General features: G+C 38.4%; 18 protein-coding genes. 9 read left to right on the forward strand and 9 right to left on the reverse strand.

Annotated elements, in window-relative coordinates; genetic code table 11:
• Nucleotides 1-5: 5 nt before the first annotated feature.
• Entirely contained in the window at nt 6-683 is a 678-nt protein-coding gene (locus AC1M9P_RS01180; protein ID WP_481586508.1) for a DUF421 domain-containing protein, read from the forward strand.
• 82 nt (nt 684-765) lie between these two features.
• Here AC1M9P_RS01180 and AC1M9P_RS01185 read toward each other — a convergent pair whose 3' ends face one another.
• Complete coding sequence (locus AC1M9P_RS01185) at nt 766-1,758, reverse strand: NAD(P)H-quinone oxidoreductase (RefSeq protein ID WP_481586509.1); 993 nt, start codon at nt 1,756-1,758, stop codon at nt 766-768.
• 131 nt (nt 1,759-1,889) lie between these two features.
• On the opposite strand from AC1M9P_RS01185, the gene AC1M9P_RS01190 reads away from it, so the two are divergent.
• The 3 genes from AC1M9P_RS01190 (at nt 1,890) to AC1M9P_RS01200 (ending at nt 7,464) form a co-directional block, all read left to right on the forward strand.
• Entirely contained in the window at nt 1,890-2,180 is a 291-nt protein-coding gene (locus tag AC1M9P_RS01190) for a hypothetical protein (protein WP_481586510.1), read from the forward strand.
• Between the two features lie 139 nt (nt 2,181-2,319).
• Entirely contained in the window at nt 2,320-4,779 is a 2,460-nt protein-coding gene (locus tag AC1M9P_RS01195) for a glycerophosphodiester phosphodiesterase family protein (protein WP_481586511.1), read from the forward strand.
• Nucleotides 4,780-5,043: 264 nt separating this feature from the next.
• The gene (locus AC1M9P_RS01200) at nt 5,044-7,464 is read left to right on the forward strand and encodes a glycerophosphodiester phosphodiesterase family protein (protein ID WP_481586512.1); all 2,421 of its coding nucleotides are present in this window, start codon (nt 5,044-5,046) and stop codon (nt 7,462-7,464) included.
• A 56-nt stretch (nt 7,465-7,520) separates the two neighbouring features.
• On the opposite strand, the gene AC1M9P_RS01205 is transcribed toward AC1M9P_RS01200, so the two are convergent.
• The 5 genes from AC1M9P_RS01205 to cysD all read right to left on the reverse strand — a co-directional run bounded on the left by AC1M9P_RS01205 (nt 7,521) and on the right by cysD (nt 12,013).
• On the reverse strand, nt 7,521-8,396 hold the full coding sequence (locus AC1M9P_RS01205) for an SDR family oxidoreductase (protein ID WP_481586513.1): 876 nt from the start codon (nt 8,394-8,396) through the stop codon (nt 7,521-7,523).
• A gap of 121 nt (nt 8,397-8,517) precedes the next feature.
• Nucleotides 8,518-8,766, reverse strand: a complete 249-nt coding sequence (locus AC1M9P_RS01210; protein WP_481586514.1) for a DUF2798 domain-containing protein — start codon at nt 8,764-8,766, stop codon at nt 8,518-8,520.
• Nucleotides 8,767-9,061: 295 nt separating this feature from the next.
• The gene (locus AC1M9P_RS01215; protein ID WP_481586515.1) at nt 9,062-9,235 is read right to left on the reverse strand and encodes a hypothetical protein; all 174 of its coding nucleotides are present in this window, start codon (nt 9,233-9,235) and stop codon (nt 9,062-9,064) included.
• A 121-nt stretch (nt 9,236-9,356) separates the two neighbouring features.
• On the reverse strand, nt 9,357-10,973 hold the full coding sequence (gene cysN / locus AC1M9P_RS01220; protein WP_035266688.1) for a sulfate adenylyltransferase subunit CysN: 1,617 nt from the start codon (nt 10,971-10,973) through the stop codon (nt 9,357-9,359).
• 125 nt (nt 10,974-11,098) lie between these two features.
• Complete coding sequence (gene cysD / locus AC1M9P_RS01225; RefSeq protein WP_481586516.1) at nt 11,099-12,013, reverse strand: sulfate adenylyltransferase subunit CysD; 915 nt, start codon at nt 12,011-12,013, stop codon at nt 11,099-11,101.
• A 141-nt stretch (nt 12,014-12,154) separates the two neighbouring features.
• On the opposite strand from cysD, the gene AC1M9P_RS01230 reads away from it, so the two are divergent.
• Together AC1M9P_RS01230 and AC1M9P_RS01235 are read left to right on the forward strand one after the other, a co-directional pair.
• Entirely contained in the window at nt 12,155-12,598 is a 444-nt protein-coding gene (locus AC1M9P_RS01230) for a GNAT family N-acetyltransferase (protein ID WP_035266682.1), read from the forward strand.
• 15 nt (nt 12,599-12,613) lie between these two features.
• Nucleotides 12,614-13,141: a hypothetical protein gene (locus tag AC1M9P_RS01235; RefSeq protein ID WP_481586517.1), complete on the forward strand. Its 528-nt coding sequence runs from the start codon at nt 12,614-12,616 to the stop codon at nt 13,139-13,141.
• A gap of 48 nt (nt 13,142-13,189) precedes the next feature.
• On the opposite strand, the gene AC1M9P_RS01240 is transcribed toward AC1M9P_RS01235, so the two are convergent.
• On the reverse strand, nt 13,190-14,638 hold the full coding sequence (locus tag AC1M9P_RS01240) for a capsule assembly Wzi family protein (protein WP_481586518.1): 1,449 nt from the start codon (nt 14,636-14,638) through the stop codon (nt 13,190-13,192).
• A 301-nt stretch (nt 14,639-14,939) separates the two neighbouring features.
• Complete coding sequence (gene lysS, locus AC1M9P_RS01245; RefSeq protein WP_481586519.1) at nt 14,940-16,469, reverse strand: lysine--tRNA ligase; 1,530 nt, start codon at nt 16,467-16,469, stop codon at nt 14,940-14,942.
• A gap of 249 nt (nt 16,470-16,718) precedes the next feature.
• On the opposite strand from lysS, the gene AC1M9P_RS01250 reads away from it, so the two are divergent.
• Nucleotides 16,719-17,231: a YqiA/YcfP family alpha/beta fold hydrolase gene (locus AC1M9P_RS01250; protein ID WP_179997703.1), complete on the forward strand. Its 513-nt coding sequence runs from the start codon at nt 16,719-16,721 to the stop codon at nt 17,229-17,231.
• Between the two features lie 31 nt (nt 17,232-17,262).
• Here the strand turns inward: AC1M9P_RS01250 and AC1M9P_RS01255 are convergent, their stop codons facing one another.
• Nucleotides 17,263-17,799 (reverse strand): adenine phosphoribosyltransferase, encoded by a 537-nt coding sequence (locus AC1M9P_RS01255; protein WP_035266671.1) that lies wholly within the window; start codon nt 17,797-17,799, stop codon nt 17,263-17,265.
• Between the two features lie 491 nt (nt 17,800-18,290).
• Between AC1M9P_RS01255 and rubA the strand changes: the two genes are divergently transcribed.
• Nucleotides 18,291-18,455: a rubredoxin RubA gene (rubA, locus tag AC1M9P_RS01260; protein ID WP_000760495.1), complete on the forward strand. Its 165-nt coding sequence runs from the start codon at nt 18,291-18,293 to the stop codon at nt 18,453-18,455.
• Between the two features lie 79 nt (nt 18,456-18,534).
• Complete coding sequence (locus tag AC1M9P_RS01265; RefSeq protein ID WP_481586520.1) at nt 18,535-19,713, forward strand: NAD(P)/FAD-dependent oxidoreductase; 1,179 nt, start codon at nt 18,535-18,537, stop codon at nt 19,711-19,713.
• The last annotated feature ends 54 nt before the right edge of the window (nt 19,714-19,767 follow it).

Below are 19,767 nucleotides of genomic sequence, written 5' to 3' on the forward strand. Positions count from 1 at the left end.
AACAAATGGATTTTGCTTCTATCTTTTTTTACGACACCACATGGGCATTTGTTTTCGAGATTTTAATCCGATGTGTGGTGATGTATTTACTGATCATTCTTTTTCTTCGTTTGACAGGCAAGCGAGGGGTTAGACAACTCTCCATCTTTGAAGTTGCCATTATTCTTTGTCTTGGATCAATTGCTGGAGATCCAATGTTTACGGAGGATTTACCCTTAATTCAAGCCGTAGTCGTCATGAGTGTGATCATCTTACTTTACCGCACCACAACGTGGTTAATGATGAAATATCAGCCTTTCGAAGACTTAGTCGAAGGTAAATCCTGCTACATCGTTAAAGATGGCATGCTCGTCCTTGAAGCATTCAAGCGAGGTAATATGTCGCATGATGAGTTCTTTTCGGAAATGCGTCGTCAATCCGTTGAGCATTTAGGTCAAATTCGAGTCGGTCTATTAGAGTCCGATGGGAATTTCAGTATTTTGTTTTATCCCGATGAACAAGTTAAATATGGCTTACCTATTTTTCCAGATCAAGCTCAATCAATATACAAGGTAAAACCTAGCGTAATATATGCGTGTACACATTGTGGATTCTGTACTGAACTTCATCAACCACTTCAAGATTGTCCGCGCTGTTCTTGCCAAGATTGGACACAAGCAATCAACAGTCTAAGAATTGGTTAGCAGATGAATAATCTAAAGTCTGTAGAGACGAAGTAGATTATTCATCCTCAGCGCTGACTCAATCGCACATACGTGGTTGAGATTAATCCAACACTTTCACCACAATTTTACCAATGTGATCACCTGCATCCATTGCCAAATGAGCCGCTTGAATCTCATCAAAATTAAAAGTTTTATAGATCATCGGTAGACATTCACCTTTTGCCCATAACGGCGCAACATGTGTCTTTAAATCTTGAGCGATTTTGGCTTTTTCTGCTGTGGTACGTGCACGCATGGTTGAACCAGTAATGGTTAAACGCTTCATCATGATTTGACCTAATTTTACGCCGTCGGCTTTAGCTCCTCCAAGAAATGCGATATAAACCAAACGTCCATCACGACGTAGTATATTCAAGTTTTGAGCTAAATAAGGCGCTCCAACCATATCTAAGACAATATCTACGCCATTTTCTTCAGTCGCTTGCTGAATGACCTGTTCAAAGTCTTCCGTTTTATAATTAATTGCATGCGTCAAATCTCGAATTGCTTTTACTTTCTCATCTGAGCCAACAGTCGCAAAAGTTTTTAAGCCAAATGCGTTACACAACATCAATGCCGTTGTTCCAATCCCACTGGTTCCGCCATGAATTAAAGCCGTTTCCCCCGCTTTAGCTTTGCCCATTTGAAAAATATTCGCCCAAACGGTAAAAAATGTTTCTGGAATTGCAGCAGCTTGAATATGACTCACCCCTGCAGGAATATTAATCAGCTGAGATTCAGGCACCACACAGTATTCGGCATAACCACCACCATTGGTGAGTCCACACACTTGATCCCCCACCTGATAGGCGTTTACCTCAGCCCCTACTGCAACGACTTCCCCTGATACCTCTAACCCAGGTACAGGCGTGACCCCTTTAGGCATTGGATATAAACCTTGGCGTTGTAAAATATCAGGACGGTTAATGCCGAAAGCATGTACTTTCACCAAGACTTCATTGTCTTTAGGTTGCGGAATATCAACCGTTTCATAAGCCAACTTCTCAACGCCGCCTGGTTCAGTAATGATCACGTGTTGCATGCTTTGTGCCATAATCAAATCCTTTATTTACAATACTTTTCATTCATTTCATTCAATTTCATCATAGTTGATCACATTGATAAAGTCCTGTATTACTTATGTATAAGGATGAAAACGAATCATTATTTTTTGGGGAAAATAATATGCGTTACTTGCTGCAATTTTTTTTGCCATGCAGTTTTGCTGCCTTGGTCATCATCTGTTGGACTTTTTTGTTAAGTTTTCCATGGGATTCAGCAGTAATTGCGATGATCTACTTCCAAATTGGGCTGGTATTGTTATTGCTATACATTGAATACGATGCGAGCAAAGTGGATGGTGCAGCAGGTTGGACTTTTTTAGTTTTCTGTTTTTTTGAAATGATATTGTTCGTCGCTTTGGGGATCATTCGTGTCATTATTGGTGGATGGCAAGTTTTAAATCTTTTATTTTAAACCTTGCCTCAGACACGAATATTAAAATAACTCAATAATACAAACAAAGCTTCGTATTTTTTTGATTTACAACGGAATTGTAACCTTAATGTCTTAAATTTTAAGGTCGTCATGGATCGTACACTCGAGAATTTTTAACATGAAAAAGCAGACTCTAGTTGTCATACTATCGCTCATGCTCGGTTTAGCAGGATGCTCTGGGGAAGATAAACCTAAATTAACCACACCAAGTGCCCCTGAACCAACCATACCAATTCAGCCTGAAGATCCAGAACCATCTCTACCACCGGATCTCGAACCTGAAAGACCGATCAATGTTCCACAACCAAAAACGTATTTAAATCTGGATTTTACTGAAATTTATTCAATACCTTCTGATTGGAATATTCTGCCTTCAAATCCAGGTAGCATTCAATTTAAAGAAGGTGCCTTACTGATTGATGGTCGCAAAGATTTAATCAAACCCACCACGATCATGTTAAGTTCGGATTTTCAAAAGCTTCGCAACTATAAAATCGAGTTAGAATTCGAATACCTTGAGCGTAATAACGGTACTCGTTGGGGAAGTATTATTTATCGAGCTTCAGATGTGTTTGCTCAACCTGAATATACACCATATTACCAATTTGCTATTCGCGCAGATGCATCTGCTTATAATGGTCTAGAACTCGCACTTAGACGTTCGAATAACACATGGAGTGTCATCAATACATCCAAATTCGAATCAAACATCGCTCTAAATACGCCTTATAAGGCTACAGTTGTTGTTCATAATCAACGTGTTCGTCATTACTTGAATGATCAATTGGTATTTGATGGTGAATTACCCAATAACCTAAACCAAGGTGCCATTGGACTTTCAGCAGCAGGATTGCTGATGAAGGTCAATACAATACGGGTGATTGAACAACTTGATGCTCTCCCTACTCAAGATCGAATCACAGATGTCATTGATCACAAATATCCAGTTGCAATGGCGCCTGCTTTAGCACAACCAGCCGACTCATTAACAAATGATAACGCTCATACCGCCACTTATATTGCTTATCAACTTGATGAACAATTATTTTTAAAAGATTTCGAAAATAAGACCTCGATGCACCTCAGAAGTCTACTTTCTGATCAAACCAAAAGAACACTTCCTCTTCTGCATATCGACTCTGAAAACACACTGGCTGAATTAAGATCTTTGTCTTCAGATTATGATTTTAGTGATGTCACGCTAGTCTCTGATGATCCATATCTATTAAGAAAAGCGCGTGTGGAGATTCCAGAAATCCGTACAGCATTGGATTGGTCTGAAAAGTACAATTTGATTTCAGATCAAAATAGTGTTGTGAAAATTGCACGGGCAACCAATACAGCACTTTCTAAAATTGTGATTTTACCAGCCCATTTGGTTCAGTCTCATGTAGTTGCACACTTGCAACGTTTATTGATCACACCTTGGGCAGGTTTTACCCACAATACTTATGGACAGACCAGTCCTAAGCTTGATGCCTATCAAGCCGCTGAGATATTAACAACAGGAGTAAATGGCATTTATACGCATCAGCCTGAATTATTTCATTCCATCATGCGCTCAATGGCGCCCAACACCCTACTTCGTAAACCACTCATTACAGGTCATCGTGGAATTCCATCTCAAGTTGATGAAAATACCCTTGAAGGTATTCTTAAGGCGATAGAAGTTGGTGCTGACGCCGTGGAATATGATGTATATCTGACGAAAGATGACCATGTCGTTTTAATGCATGATAAATCGGTTTTACGCACGACGGGTATCGCAAAAAATATTGAGAACATGACGCTCGAAGAAGTTCGTAAACTAAAAACGACCGGGCAGCGACTTGCCATACCGACGATGGATGAAGTATTGGCTGCAGTAGTTGAAAAATACCCACATGTCACCAATTTTATCGAGATTAAGAGTGCAAAACCCGAAATAATTTCAAAAATTAAAGATTTACTTGATAAATATGATGCATATGGTCAAGTGATTGTCATAAGTTTTGATGGGCAACAAATTCTTGAAATGAAGAACACTCTAAAAGGTGTATCAACGGGTTTATTGGTATATCCACCAAAGGAACAAACTACTTTTCTAAACGTTCGAAGAATTTTGGAAACAACACGACAATTTTCTTCAACATTTAATCCGAATTATAGTGGTTTGAATCAGGACGTCATGTATCTGGCAAGTTTACGTGGTGTAACCTTCTGGCCTTGGACGTTCCGTTTAATAAAAAATGATTTCTATCGTATGTACATTCAAGGTACACATGGGTTGACCACAGATTATGCACAAGATGCATCAAATTTTGTGGTCAAAATTGAAACTTCACGACAAATATCAGCAACTGTTGGTCAACCTTTACAAATCACTGGGCAAAAATTAACGCAACTGGGTCAATCTAGTTACCAAAGCTTCAATACGATGCTCGTACTACCAGGCTCTGCAAAATATAGTCTAAATGGTCAATCTGTGAGTTTTAGTGAACGTGGTACTGCCTATGTCATGCCAAGCTACCAATACACCATAGCACCCAATTTCACCTATACCATCTATGCAAAACCCGTGACTGTGACCATTCAATAAAAAATCCACATTGATATTCGAAGACCAATTCAGTTCGCTGAGTTGGTTTTTTTCGAAAATCGCATTTTCCCTTATCTTTTCATAAGATTTCAACTGGACTTTTAATGATATTCACCGCTTAAACACGACAGTATTTAAAACTGATGAATTTCATAAATATTTAATATGTAATATTTTTTTTACTTTATGACAAATCCATAGAATTGTCATTTTATGTACTTAGATTGTGTCTCGCTTAGGGACATACTTTTCGAGTACTTTTTAATGATGAAATTTACAACACTGACGTCAGCAATATTATTAACATTAAGCTTAACGGCTTGCTCCGATGATGATCAAAAAAATGCTGTATCAAATCCAGATCAAACGGAAAATCCTAATCCATCTCCTGAACCAGAAACACCAGACATTGAAGTACCTGTACCCGAAATACTTTTTGAAGAAAATTTCAATGCTTTAACTACTATTCCAAACAATTGGACTCAACTTCGTAGCAATCCAGGTAATATTGAAGTTAAAGATGGAGCACTACTCATCAATGGTACGGCGCACGATACACAAATGACGACCATCATGTTGCCAACCGAACTACAGCAACATCGTAATTATCGTATCGATATGGATTTTGCTTTCTTAGAAAATAACAATGGCGGGCGTTGGGGTAGCATCATCTATCGTGCCGCTGATCAATATGCTGATCCAGCTTTTACTCCATACTATCAATTCGCATTTCGTGTTGATGCAACCGCTGCAAGTGGTCTTGAACTGTCTATGCGTCAACCTAACAACACATGGAATGTTTTACAGAAATCTGCATATAAAGAGAATTTTGAGTTAAATAAAACCTACAAAGCAACAGTCATCGTACATGGCCAACGCGTACGCCATTATATTAATGATGAACTCGTACTCGATAGCACGCTACCTTACAATTTAAATCAGGGTGGCATTGGCATTTCTACAGCTGGCGCTTTGATGCGTGTAGATTCAATTAAAGTGACTGAGCAACTTGAAGCCCTACCAGAGTCTAATCGAGTTACAGATCTAATCGATCAGCAATTGCCAGTCTCTATGGCACCAGCACTCGCTCAGCCTGCTGGCGCAACTACACTGAACTCAGCTCCATTAGCAACTCATGTTGCCTACCAACTGGATGAGCAACTCAATCTTCTTAACCAAGATCAAAAGAAAATTACTCATTTAAAAGATTATTTAAATGATTCAACACGACGTCATATTCCGCTATTAACGATCAATTCAGAAAAAACAATTCGTAATCTGAAAACGTTGACAGAAAACTATGATCTCGCTGATATCACCTTGGTGTCGGATCAGCCTGAACTCTTACGTAAAGCTCGTGTTGAAATCCCTGTATTGCGTACAGCACTCGACTATTCAAAACAATCTGGTTTAACCAATAGTAAATCAGATATTGTAAAAATTGCTCATAATACCAATTCTTCTTTATCAAAAATTGTCATTTTACCGCCGCACTTAGTGCAATCAGAAGTCGTATATCATCTACAACGCTTATTAATTACACCTTGGGCAAGCACACTTCATCCAGATCAAAAAGATGGCATTGATGCATTCAAAGCAGCTGATATTTTAAGCACTGGGATTAATGGGATCTATACACAACAGCCAGATGTTTTCCAAAACATTATGAAGCAGATGGCACCGAATACCCTGTTAAGAAAACCCCTCATCACAGGCCATCGTGGCATTCCAGCTTTAGAGGATGAAAATACTTTAGAAGGAACAATTAAAGCTATTGAGGTGGGTGCTGACGCAGTTGAATATGATGTTTATCTATCGAAAGATGGTCATGTTTTCCTGATGCATGATGGAACATTAACTCGTACCACAGGTGATAATAGAAATACTGAAGATCTTACCTTAGCTGAAATTCGTCAGTTACGTACGATTCCCAATGGTCGCCCAGTTCCAACCATGGATGAGGTTTTGGCTGCAGTCAAAAAATACCCCCATGTGACCAATTTCATCGAAATTAAAAGTGCTAAGCCTGAAATTGTAGCGAAGATTAAAGAGCTTTTAGATAAGCATAATGCCTATGATCAATCGATTGTTATTAGTTTTAATGGTGATCAAATCTTACAGATGAAAAATACCTTACCGGGTGTTTCTACAGGCTTCTTAACGAGTACGCCGAACGCACAAAGCAATATTGTAAACACACGGCGAATATTAGACGCGACTCAAAAATATTCTTCTACATTTAACCCATCTTTTGCAGGATTAAGCAAAGAGTTAATGTCAATGGCAAGCTTACGTGGCGTGACTTTCTGGCCTTGGACTTTCCGTACCAATAAAGATGATTTTAATCGTATGTATGTAAAAGGAACACATGGCTTAACCACCGATTATGCTCATGAATCTTCTGATTTAGTCACAAAAATCAATACTCCACGTCAAATCACTGCAAAAGTGGGACAGCCTGTTGTTTTTAGTGGAGAAAAAGTTACTCAAATAGGTAAGGCTTCAGCACAAAACTTTAATTCAATGATTGTTCTGCCTGGTTCTGCCAAATATAGTAAAAATGGTCAGTCGATTACATTTAGTGAAAAAGGCAAAGCCTATGTCATGCCGAGCTATCAATACACGATTGCTCCGAATTATAGCTACACTTTGTACGGTAAACCCGTGACAGTCACGATTCAGTAAGAAACTTTAAATTTACATGCCCAATTGTTAAGTTTGAAGCTTCAATTGGGCATTTCTTATTTTTTTAAATTTTGAATCACTTCGGGTAAAAAAGAACGGTGAAATCCATCATAGGCTTGATTATTCTCAGCCGGACTTAATGGAAATATACGTGTGCCTTGAGAAGCTGCGCCATCAATCCGTATCGTGACACCCGATATAAATTTAGACGCTTCAGACAATAAATAGACGATCGCTGATGACACCTCAGCTTCTGTTCCCATGCGTTGCAAAGGAACTTTCTCCGCCATACTTGGAATCACTTTTTCAGCCATTTCACCAGTATATGTATCCATACCTGATGACAAAATCCATCCAGGTGCTACGGCATTCACACGAACTCCATATTTGCCCCATTCGACAGCAGCTGTCTTGGTCAGATTATCAACCCCTGCACGGGCTGCGCCTGAATGTCCCATATTCGGCATACCTCCCCACATATCAGCAGTCATGTTGACAATACTTCCACCATGCTTATTCATCCATTGATTGTAAGATTCGCGCATAAGATAGAATGTAGCGTGTAGATTGTTTCGAATGACAGCATCAAATCCATTGGCTGAGATTTTTTCTAAATGCGCTGGAAATTGTCCACCTGCATTATTCACCAAGCCATCAATTCGTCCGAATTTTTCAATTACTTCGCTAATCATGGCTTTCACTTGTGCTTCATCACGATTATCACAAACGATGCCATAGGCTCTGCCACCATCTTCCATGATTTCAGCAACAACTTTATCGAGTTTTTCTTGGGTACGCCCTGTAATAATCACTTGTGCACCCAATGATGCAAGCTCATGAGCTGTACAACGTCCAATACCAGAACCACCTCCTGTCACAATGATGACCTGATTCTGAAATAAGTTTTCCTTGAATACTGAGTTATATGTCATGCCAATCCTTAGGTTGTAGTTTTTATCGACTTGCAAAATTATCCCGATTTTTTAACAGTTGCAAGATCATAGAATTTTATAATTGTTGTTTTAAATGCTAATCAAACCTTTCATTCAAGGGCTATGGCATAGTTTTTACAAAACGCATTAAGATTTTTCTTACCACAGGTAAAAATATTAAGATCAATGGAAATGCGATTAACCAAGACATTGCCCATGTCTTTATCCAGACCACCCAGATCCCATCAAAAAATCCACGATTCATTACAATATTAATTAAAGAAATTGAACCACTCATCAAACATGACAAAATTAACGGCATCAGCCAATTGAGATGTTTGGGGTGAAATTTTGGGAGTGCTTTATTCATTGTAGCGCCTAATCATTTCATCTCATTTAATTTAGCACCAAAGCAATCACTATTCCTATATTTTTCAAGTTTCAAGTACATAAAACTAATCCAATATCGTTAAAATTTTGAACCTTGAGACATGATTTAATAATTTTTCTTAGCAAATGAATATTAAATAGAATGGATTAGTTTCCATCTTAATCAAGACTCTTGAGCGATAAAAAATATTTAACTTTAAACGATGATTTTATTTTTTAGCTTTTCTACTCTACGAAAATGTTTTAAGTTTTTAGTTCAATTTTACCGTTAATCTCTATTCTTTAGATTCGAAGCATTTTTTTTGCAGTTTTTGCATAGCTTCTCTAGGCATAGGCGCTGTCATCATTTGTTGGTATTCTAAACAAGCTTTACTAGGGTGTTTTTGTTGTATCGGAGCATTCATACACGCCGTCAAGAACATCAAAAGCAAATACGCTACTATTTTCATAATATCTCTAATTTATGGTTAATGTTCACCCTATCATAGCTCATTAAGACTAGTGTGATCGTTATTGAATTTTAAATAAAAAAACCCGCCATCAGGCGGGTTTTGTTTAAATCAGTCAATCTTAAAGACGAACCAATTCCACAATCTTCTCAGCCAATTCTTCAGCAGCTTCTACTTCAAAACTTGCATCAGTACCTGTTGCAGTATCGGTAATCACTACCACACCAGTTTCACGTAATAATGCAACGTGTTCAGCAGTTAAGTCCGCTTTAGCAATCGCAACAACACCTTGTTGGATCAATAAGCTTTCTAATACTTGCGCATTCGCAATTGCAGCATTTGATACAGTTACCGCAGCAGGTTTTTGACCCAAACGTGCCGCACGTGCTTCTGCTGTTACAGGCTCATTATGTGCAGTCCACTCAACAGCCTCTTCAACCATACCTGCACCAACAGTTACGTTGCTTAAGCGGTCAATAAAGATAAATGAACCTGTGTAACGGCTATCTTGATAACGGTCAAATACGACTGGTGCATCAAATTCTATCGTTACATTCGCAATCGCATTCAGCTCCAAGTTTTCAACTTGAACTTTTTCAAGCGTATTTACGTTTGTACGGAAGTTAATTGCTGTTACCTTAGCAGGAACAGTTTGCGTACCAATCTTCACGTTATATAACTTACCAATCGCAAGCGGTTGGTCAGCCATCCATACAACAGTCGCTTGAACAGAACGAGAAATTGCAGGTACTTCTTGGTCTGCACGTACAAGTACGTTACCACGGGAAATATCAATCTCGTCGTTTAACGTTAATGTCACTGCTTGACCAGCAACTGCACGCTCTAAGTTACCGTCAAAAGTAACGATTTCTTTAACTGTAGATGATTTACCTGATGGCAACGCAGTAATTGTATCTCCAACGTTGATATCACCTAGTGCGATCGTACCGCAGAAACCACGGAAATCGAGGTTAGGACGGTTCACATACTGTACAGGGAAGCGGAAGTCAGCTTTAGCTGAAGTACGATTAATCTCTACAGATTCAAGCGTACCCATCAAAGTTTCGCCTGTGTACCACGGCGTATTTGGAGATTTGTTTACAACGTTATCACCATTTAACGCAGAAATCGGCGTAAAGATGATGTTAGATGGTTTACGGTCACCCAATTGTGCAACAAAGCCTGCATATTCAGTTTGAATCTCATTGAAGCGTGCTTCAGAGAATTCAACCAAGTCCATTTTGTTGATCGCAACAATAATGTTCTTAATACCAAGTAAGCTTGCAATATACGTATGACGACGTGTTTGTGTCTGAACACCGTAACGCGCATCAATTAAAATGATCGCAAGATCACACGTAGACGCACCTGTAGCCATGTTACGTGTGTATTGTTCATGCCCCGGAGTGTCGGCAATAATAAACTTACGTTTTTCTGTAGAGAAATAACGGTAAGCTACATCAATAGTAATACCTTGCTCACGCTCTGCTTGTAAACCATCTACAAGTAGCGCTAAGTCAGGTGCATCCCCTGTTGTACCGACTTTTTTAGAGTCACGTGTCACTGCTTGCAATTGATCTTCATAAATCAATTTTGAATCGTAAAGTAAACGACCAATTAAAGTTGATTTACCATCATCTACGTTACCGCAAGTCAAAAAGCGTAATAAGTCTTTATTTTCGTGTTGTTTTAAATAACCCAAGATATCTTGGCTAATCAAATCTGATTGATGAGACATGGCTCATAGCTCCACAAATATGTTGAAATCGGTGTATTTGAATCCCCCTCGTTCCCCCTTTGAAAAAGGAGGATGACTCCTCTCTTTTACAAAGAGAGGAGCAGCACTGCTGCGGCAGAGAGATTCTAGAAGTAACCTTCTTGCTTTTTCTTTTCCATCGAGCCCGCTTCATCATGGTCAATCATTCGACCTTGGCGCTCAGAACTCGTTGCAAGCAACATTTCTTGGATAATTTCTGGCAAGGTGTTAGCAGTTGACTCCACCGCACCTGTCAATGGGTAACACCCCAAAGTACGGAAACGAACCGATTTTATTTGTGGAACTTCACCTTCTTTTAAAGGCATACGCTCATCATCCACCATAATTAATGTACCACTACGCTCAACAACAGGTCGTTCTGCCGCCAAGTACAATGGAACAAGTGGAATACTTTCTAAGTAAATATATTGCCAAATATCAAGCTCAGTCCAGTTCGACAATGGGAACACACGGATACTTTCGCCTTTATTCACTTTACCATTGTAAAGATTCCAAAGTTCTGGACGTTGGTTTTTAGGATCCCAACGATGTTTATCATCACGGAATGAATACACACGTTCTTTGGCACGTGATTTTTCTTCATCACGGCGAGCACCACCAAATGCAGCATCGAACTTGTATTTATCTAATGCCTGTTTTAAACCCTGAGTTTTCATGATATCAGTATATTTCGAACTACCATGATCAAATGGGTTAATCCCAGCATCCTTACCTTCTTTATTTTGGTGGACGATAAGATCGAAACCGTGTTGCTTAGCCATATTGTCGCGGAAAGCAATCATGTCCTTAAATTTCCAACCTGTATCTACATGTAACAGTGGAAAAGGGAGTTTTGCAGGATAGAATGCTTTAAGCGCTAAATGCAGCATAACTGCCGAGTCCTTACCAATCGAATAAAGCATGACTGGATTTTCGAATTCTGCAGCAACTTCGCGAATGATATGAATACTCTCAGCTTCAAGCTGTTTAAGATGAGTAAGTCTTTCCTCATTTAATGACATGGACAACACCAGCTAGAATATGTGTACTTATGACACTTTTGAAAATTTATATTCATTATAGTGATTTAGACAACAGAGCTTTATCTCGTTTTTTTATATTAATATACTCAAATAGAATATAAGCAAAGAGACAATCTAATTATGATAACAATTACAGGCCTTTCAAATATAAAATACCAAGAATGGTTAACCCTTTGGTCAGCTTACCTTGAATTCTACAAGACCGAATTGAATCCTCAACAAGCGGCTCTGACTTTCAAACGATTATCTGATGCGTCGCAAACCGATATGTTTGGCTATGCCATTATAAAAAATCAAAACGTCGTCGGAATTGTACATCTCATTTCTCACGCAAGCACTTGGACTAAACTCCCTTATTGTTATCTCCAAGATTTGTTTATTGATGCAAATTACAGGAATCAGGGCTTAGCCAGGAAATTAATAGAATTTAGCTATGACGAATGTAAAAATAATTATGATAGAGTATATTGGTTAACCCATAAAAGCAATGATAATGCTAGACTTTTGTATAATCGTGTTGCAACCGAAACGGGATTCATTCAATATAAAAAATCTCTAAATTAGTTATTTTTATCTCCCATGCTTAGCCTTGAATCTCTTAAACAACATTTAGAGCGAGCTCAAATTGCTGGTCATATTTATCAGCATCATCAAATTCTAGTGTTACAAGAACCGTTTACTGAAAATGGTTCTGCTTTAAATATTTTTGTTCAGCACGAGTTAACTGCTGATCAAATTGGCTTACAGTTTGCTGTTGAACATACTGATCAAAAACTAAAGTTCTTGATTGGCGTTACACATAGCAATCAAGATCATAGAAGTGAAATTAGTATTGGTCATTTAAAAGGCAATCAAAAAGCTTTTAATTTGTGCTACGCCTTTTACAATTATCCAAAACATTTTTTTGTAGTTGAAACAGATTTATATGCGAACGCTGAGCAATTTAAAGACTGCTTAGAAAAGCAATTATTCAGTCAGCCTGAGCTTAGTTTTTTAGACACAGCCACTAAAGTAAATCCAATGGGACAGAATTACCCATGGATGAAGGATTATATCGCGCAACTTAGCTTAGAAATGAAAGTTCGGATACAAACAAGTCTCATGTAAAAAAAGCCACCTTTTTAGGTGGCTTTTTCAAATGCTAATCTAAGAATATTAACGTCCCAGTTTTTTGACATCTAAAGGTATTTCAATACCAACAGAAGCACCTGCATCATTACCATGACGATCTGAATCTGCAATCCAACCATTAATCTTTAATGGCAAATTCGGCTTCACAAAATGCGTCCAAGTTAAATCTAATGCTTGGATATCATCTTCTTCGGAAAATGCAGCATTGGTATCTCGATTTGATTGATTTACTTTTGAAAATAATACGCGACCTGAAAGTCTATTCATGGCATCAAAACGAATATTTCCACCCAAAGAAATCATCTCACCATCTCCTCCAATCGCATGTGCAAGAGGATAGCCATGTTGATAATATCCATCTGTATAAACACTGTGATTATAAGATATTCCTTGGGCCTTCCCATTTGTAGTGGTGTCTACCCACTCAGCATAAACTTGATAAGGCATTTTTTTTAAAGATGAAGAATAATCCACCCCAGCCTGATACATTTTCTTAGCAGGTAAGCCACCTGCTTCATCTTCCCCCACGTATTGAGCATAGACGCCGATTGGCAGGTTCAATAAATAGCTTAGATTCAAACGCGCATCAAATCCAGCAATCTGGTTAGATGGATTAACAGTATCCCCGTAAACATTATCCTTACCAATCCAAGCATCCCAGAGAGTTCCTAAATCCTCAGGGCGACCTTCACCACCCCATTGAATAATGCGTGATGCACCGAACTCTAAATAAGGTAGTGGTTGTGCGGTCAAACGTAAACCAATAATTTTAGCATCAGGAACTGCTTTATAATCATCTAACTGGCCGCCAAAAGCTTGGTATTGCCAAGGCCCGATCCATGAGAGCCATTTATGATCAAAAGCAGACTGTTCAGCACGCTGTAGAGTGAAACCATATACTGGTCGACTTGCATCTCCACGTATCAAACTACCATCGTGTCCAGGCCCCCAGTAGGTTGGAATCTGACCAGCAATGAGCCATTGATTCCAAAGTTTACCCGCAAGATATGAGCCTTCTAAGTTAATGTCTTGCCCATTGTCTATCTGAGGGTCTTTTTCACCTCTAACTTTGAGCTTCGCATCCCAATTTTGCCCCCCAAGATTTAACTCTGCACCAAGCGCGTATTGTGCTTTTTGATAATCGGCAAAAGATTGTGGAATTTTCTTTTGATCACTCTCCGCGAAAGCATCAACTTTTAATGTTTCATTTTGCTGCTGAATCGCTCTTTCAACTTCCTGAATAACCTTTTGTTGTTCGATGGAGTTAATTTTAGCATTGTTGAGGGCACGTTGGACTTCATCACCACTTAGCGGCCATGTCGAAGTGCTTATTTGAATCACACCTTGTTGATTCAGCCAATTTAAATCATTTCTTAGGTTTTCATCGTTGAGGAGAATACCATTGGCGAAGACCAGTGGACTAGAAAATAGTAAGCTCGATGAAAGGATTTTTATAAGTCTATTCGGGTTCATCACAAATCAATTTAGGATTATATCTTATTGATTATTTGAATTTTTAATTTATAAATCCATTAACTTTACATTAAGTATTTAATTAGATACATTTAATAACATTGTGTAAATATTTGGATAAACATACAGCTGGTTAAACAGATTAGCTTTAATGATAATTTTCTATATTTTTTATCACCTTAATTAAATATTTTGTGATTAAAACCTCAAAATACACTCACACTAAAAAACATTTAAATTTAATTTTATGTTAAGAAAAATTAAAAAAGCCCTTCAAAGAAGGGCTTTTTTAATTTCACTATTACGCATTTTTGTGACGCATATGTGGGAATAAGATCACATCGCGAATACTTGGCTCATTGGCAAATAGCATTACCAGACGATCAATACCAATCCCTTCACCTGCTGTAGGAGGTAAACCATATTCAAGCGCCTCAACAAAGTCGGCATCATAGTGCATTGCTTCATCATCACCCGCATCTTTTTCAGCTACCTGTGCTTGGAAACGCTCAGCCTGGTCAAATGGGTCATTTAACTCTGAGAAGCCATTTGCAAGCTCACGACCACCAATGAAGAATTCAAAACGGTCAGTAATGTGCGGGTTGTCATCGTTACGACGTGCCAATGGAGAGGTTTCCGCAGGATATTCAGTAATGAAGGTCGGTTGACGAAGTTTCGTTTCAACAGTTTCTTCAAATACAATCGTTTGAAGCTTACCTAGACCAAAACCTGGCTTCACTTGCTCTTTAAGTTCATTCTTAACAAACTCAGCTAAGAACTCGCGATCATTTACATTTTCAGGTGTAAATTGTGGGTTATGTTCAAGAATTGCATCAAACATTGAGATTTTCTTGAATGGACCTTTGAAGCTATACACTTCTTCGCCATAAGGTACATCTGTCGAACCTAAGATATCAATTGCTAGTTTTTCTAGCATTTGCTCTGTCAGTTCCATCAAGTCTTTGTAGTCTGCATAAGCTTGGTAGAATTCGATCATGGTGAATTCTGGGTTGTGACGTGTAGACACACCTTCATTACGGAAGTTACGGTTAATCTCAAACACACGTTCAAAACCACCTACAACCAAACGCTTTAAGTAAAGTTCTGGTGCAATACGTAAGAATAATGGCATGTCTAAGGCATTGTGATGCGTTTCAAATGGACGCGCAGAAGCACCACCTGGAATCACATGCATCATTGGCGTTTCAACTTCCATATAACGTTTTTCAGTCAAGAAGTTACGAATACCAGCAACTACTTTTGCTCGAATTTCAAAAGTCTTACGCGTTTCTTCGTTCACGATCAGATCAAGATAACGTTTACGGTATTTAACTTCTGTATCTGTTAGACCGTGGAACTTATCTGGAAGAGGACGGAGTGATTTAGTGAGGAGTTCAAAATGTTCAATATGCACATAAAGATCACCTTTGCCTGAACGTCCAATGTAACCTTCAACGGCAATAATATCACCTAGATCAAGACCTTTAATAATGTCTAAAGTCTCTGCAGATAATTCTTTACGTGCAACATAAAGCTGAATACGGCCGGTCATGTCTTGGATCACCATGAACGAACCGCGGTTCAACATCACTCGACCCGCAACTTTGACATAAACTTTTTCACTGCCTTCAATTTCTTCTTTTGATTTATCAGCAAACTGATCCTGAAGGTCTTGTGCATAATGTTCACGCTTAAACGTGTTTGGCCAAGGGCTCGTACCCTGCTCTTGAGCCTTATCTTGAATCTGTTTTAACTTGGCATGACGCTGTGCGATTAAATCGTTTTCGGAAATGGCTTGTTCAGAAGTCGATTGAGCGTTTTGTTGCGTCATCTCTGCCTCGTAATTTTATTTAAAAAAGAAGTTGCATAGCATAGCAGAATTCAAAGTACTTGAGCATTAGAAAAAATAATCAGCCATTTGAAAAACGCTTAATTTCATCTACTAAAGTCTAGGTCTGAACATTTCTTAGACCAAAAGCTAAGTTGTACTTTCAATACAGCACTCTACAATCATCCTATAAATTGTGGAAAAGTATACTTTCAACAATCATAAAAAATAGAATGGATTTAATGATGACTTATGAACACTCAAGAGCCTAAAGTATTGTTTATGCATGGATTAGATTCTTCAAGAGAATCTACCAAGTTTCAGGCAATTCTTTCTAAAAATAAATATTGCATTAATGTTGATTATCGAAATTTAAAATACGCTGCTGTTGAACGTTTTTATATCGATATGATCGAGAAAATTAAACCAGACATTTTAGTAGGACATAGTCTAGGTGGTTACTGGGCATTAAAGATGTCAAATCGATTTCAACTTCCTGCTGTGATTGCAAATCCGAGCCTAATGCCATCTTTTGATCCTGATTATCCAGCGATTACAATTGAGGAGCTTCAATCCAAAACCTCATCTCAAATCGCTTATATCGAACTTGGTGATGAACTGATTGATATGCATAGTACCTCTGACTTATTAGAGCCATACATGTACGTTGAAAGTATTATTGGTGGTCGTCATCAACTGGAAAACCCTGATCGTCTGAATTACCTGATCGGATTAGTCAGCCACTCAAATCATCAATCACATTAAAAAAGCCTTGTGAATCACAAGGCATTTCGACTTAAATTTGAGGTTTTGATTTATCGTCCAAAACAGACCAAATATTCATTCCTAAATCCGCGTGTAAGTCTGGTAAATCAAGGAAAATACTCGCCCCTAAAACAGTGTGCTGACATTTATCCATCAATTGCTTAACTGCTTTTAATGTACCACCTGTGGCCAATACATCATCAACAATAATCACTTTTTGAGCCTGTACATCCGCAGACATTTCTAAACGGTCCATGCCATACTCAAGGCTATAGCCCACACCAATTACTGGTGGTGGTAATTTTCCAGCTTTACGAACCAACAACAACCCCTTGCCAGTACGTTGCGCCAACAAACTCGCCAAAACAAACCCACGTGCTTCAACCGCAACGAAACTCTCTACCTCTGCCAATTGTTCCGCAGGAATACTTTCGATTAAGGCATCAGTTAAAGGTGCAATGCTCTGCATGAACAAAGGAGTTAAATCAAAGAAACAAATTCCTGGTTTTGGAAAATCTTGGACCGTACGAATGTGTGACCACAATGATGTAGACAAAGAAGTAGACATAGGAGATAAAAATTAGACAAAAGAATGCGTGAATTTTAACGAATTATTGACAAAAAATATAGCAAACATGAGCTAAAAAAAAAACCCAACCAATATAACTTATTGATTTTTAATAAACCATTTTTTAATTAAATAACAAGTATAAAACACAAACAGTATAAATTTTATATGAATAGCTGGTAAATCAATACGCGACAAAAGTCTGACAATTTTTTTTAAATCATAATACATAAAATTTTGGCAAATATTTCAAAGATTTAATGTTCAGTCTTATCATGCATTAGCATAATTAGCATGCGTTTTGTCCTAATCTGCCATTCAGCTTCTCTTTTAGTCAGCTAAACTCCGTTATTTACTTTACTTTCCACCTCGAACTGCGTAAAAATTTGCTTGAATATGAACGATAAAAATTCATATCACTTGAGTCTAGGTGTGAGAAAGATTTTGGCTGACACCAATAAATGGAATTGTCAGTATTTTTGGAGAATCAAATGAAAAAATATCAATGCATCGTTTGTGGATGGATTTATGACGAAGCAGAAGGCTGGCCACAAGATGGCATTGCTGCAGGCACTAAATGGGAAGATATTCCAGATGATTGGACTTGCCCAGATTGCGGCGTATCAAAAGCAGATTTTGAAATGATTGAAATCTAATACAGATTTCCTTTAAAGACCATTTTGATATGGTCTTTTTTCTTATTTACTAAAAAAATTATCAGTATTGGAGAGTACTATGCAACCGATCATCATTGTTGGCTCTGGCATGGCAGGTTACACATTAGCGCGAGAGTTTCGCAAACTGAATGCTGAACAAGCACTTGTTATGATTTGCTCAGATGATGCGGTGAACTATGCAAAACCAACTTTATCTAATGCACTTGTAGGTAAAAAAGCGCCAGAGCAAATTGCCTTAGGTGATGCTGAGAAAATGTCTGCGCAATTGAATATGCAAATTATTCACCATGCGACTGTAACTTCAATTTCTGCAGATCAACATCAATTGACCTACACAAAAAATGGACAAGTTGAAAACCTTATATACAGCAAATTAATATTAGCTGTAGGTGCTAACCCTATTCGTTTAGCCATTTCAGGTGATGGCGCTGATGATATTCATGTAGTTAACTCACTGATTGATTATCGTGAATTTCGCTCTAAGCTCGACCTTAAACAAGACAAGCGTGTTGTCATTTTAGGTGCAGGCCTCATTGGGTGTGAGTTTGCCAACGATTTACAGAACACTGGTCATCAAGCGACTGTGATTGATCTTGCCCCACAACCTTTGGGTCGCCTTCTACCAGAACACGTTGCATATGCTTTCCAGCAAAATCTTGAAGAAACAGGTATTCAGTTTGCATTAAGCACCACTGTAGATCGTGTAAGTAAAAATTCAGACGAAAGCTATACCGTAACGCTTGCAAATGGACAGAGCTTTACAGCTGACGTTGTTCTTTCCGCTGTTGGCCTGCAACCAAATACATCAGTTGCACAAGAAGCAGGAATCCATACCAGCCGTGGAATTGTGACTAACACTTTAATGGAAACCAATAAGACCGATATTTATGCATTAGGTGATTGTGCAGAAGTAAATGGTTTACTGCTTCCGTATGTCATGCCAATTATGCAACAAGCACGTGCTTTAGCTAAAACATTGTCTGGTGAAAATACACAAGTTCATTATCCAGCGATGCCAGTCGCAGTGAAAACCCCTGCGGCACCACTGACTGTATTACCTATACCTCAAGGTGTAGAAGCAACTTGGGAAACTGAAGAACTCGATGACGGAATTATTGCTAAAGCACTTGACCAAGAATCAACGCTTCGTGGATTTGTGCTACTTGGACCAACAGCAGCGAAGCAACGTTTAACATTGACCAAACTGGTTCCGGATTTAATTCCAGCTGCCGTTTAATTATTCAAAGATTTAGGGTATTTTCAAATGAAAGTACCCTTTCAGTTTGGACAC

The sequence above is a fragment of the Acinetobacter sp. 25-47-122 genome, assembly GCF_056779695.1.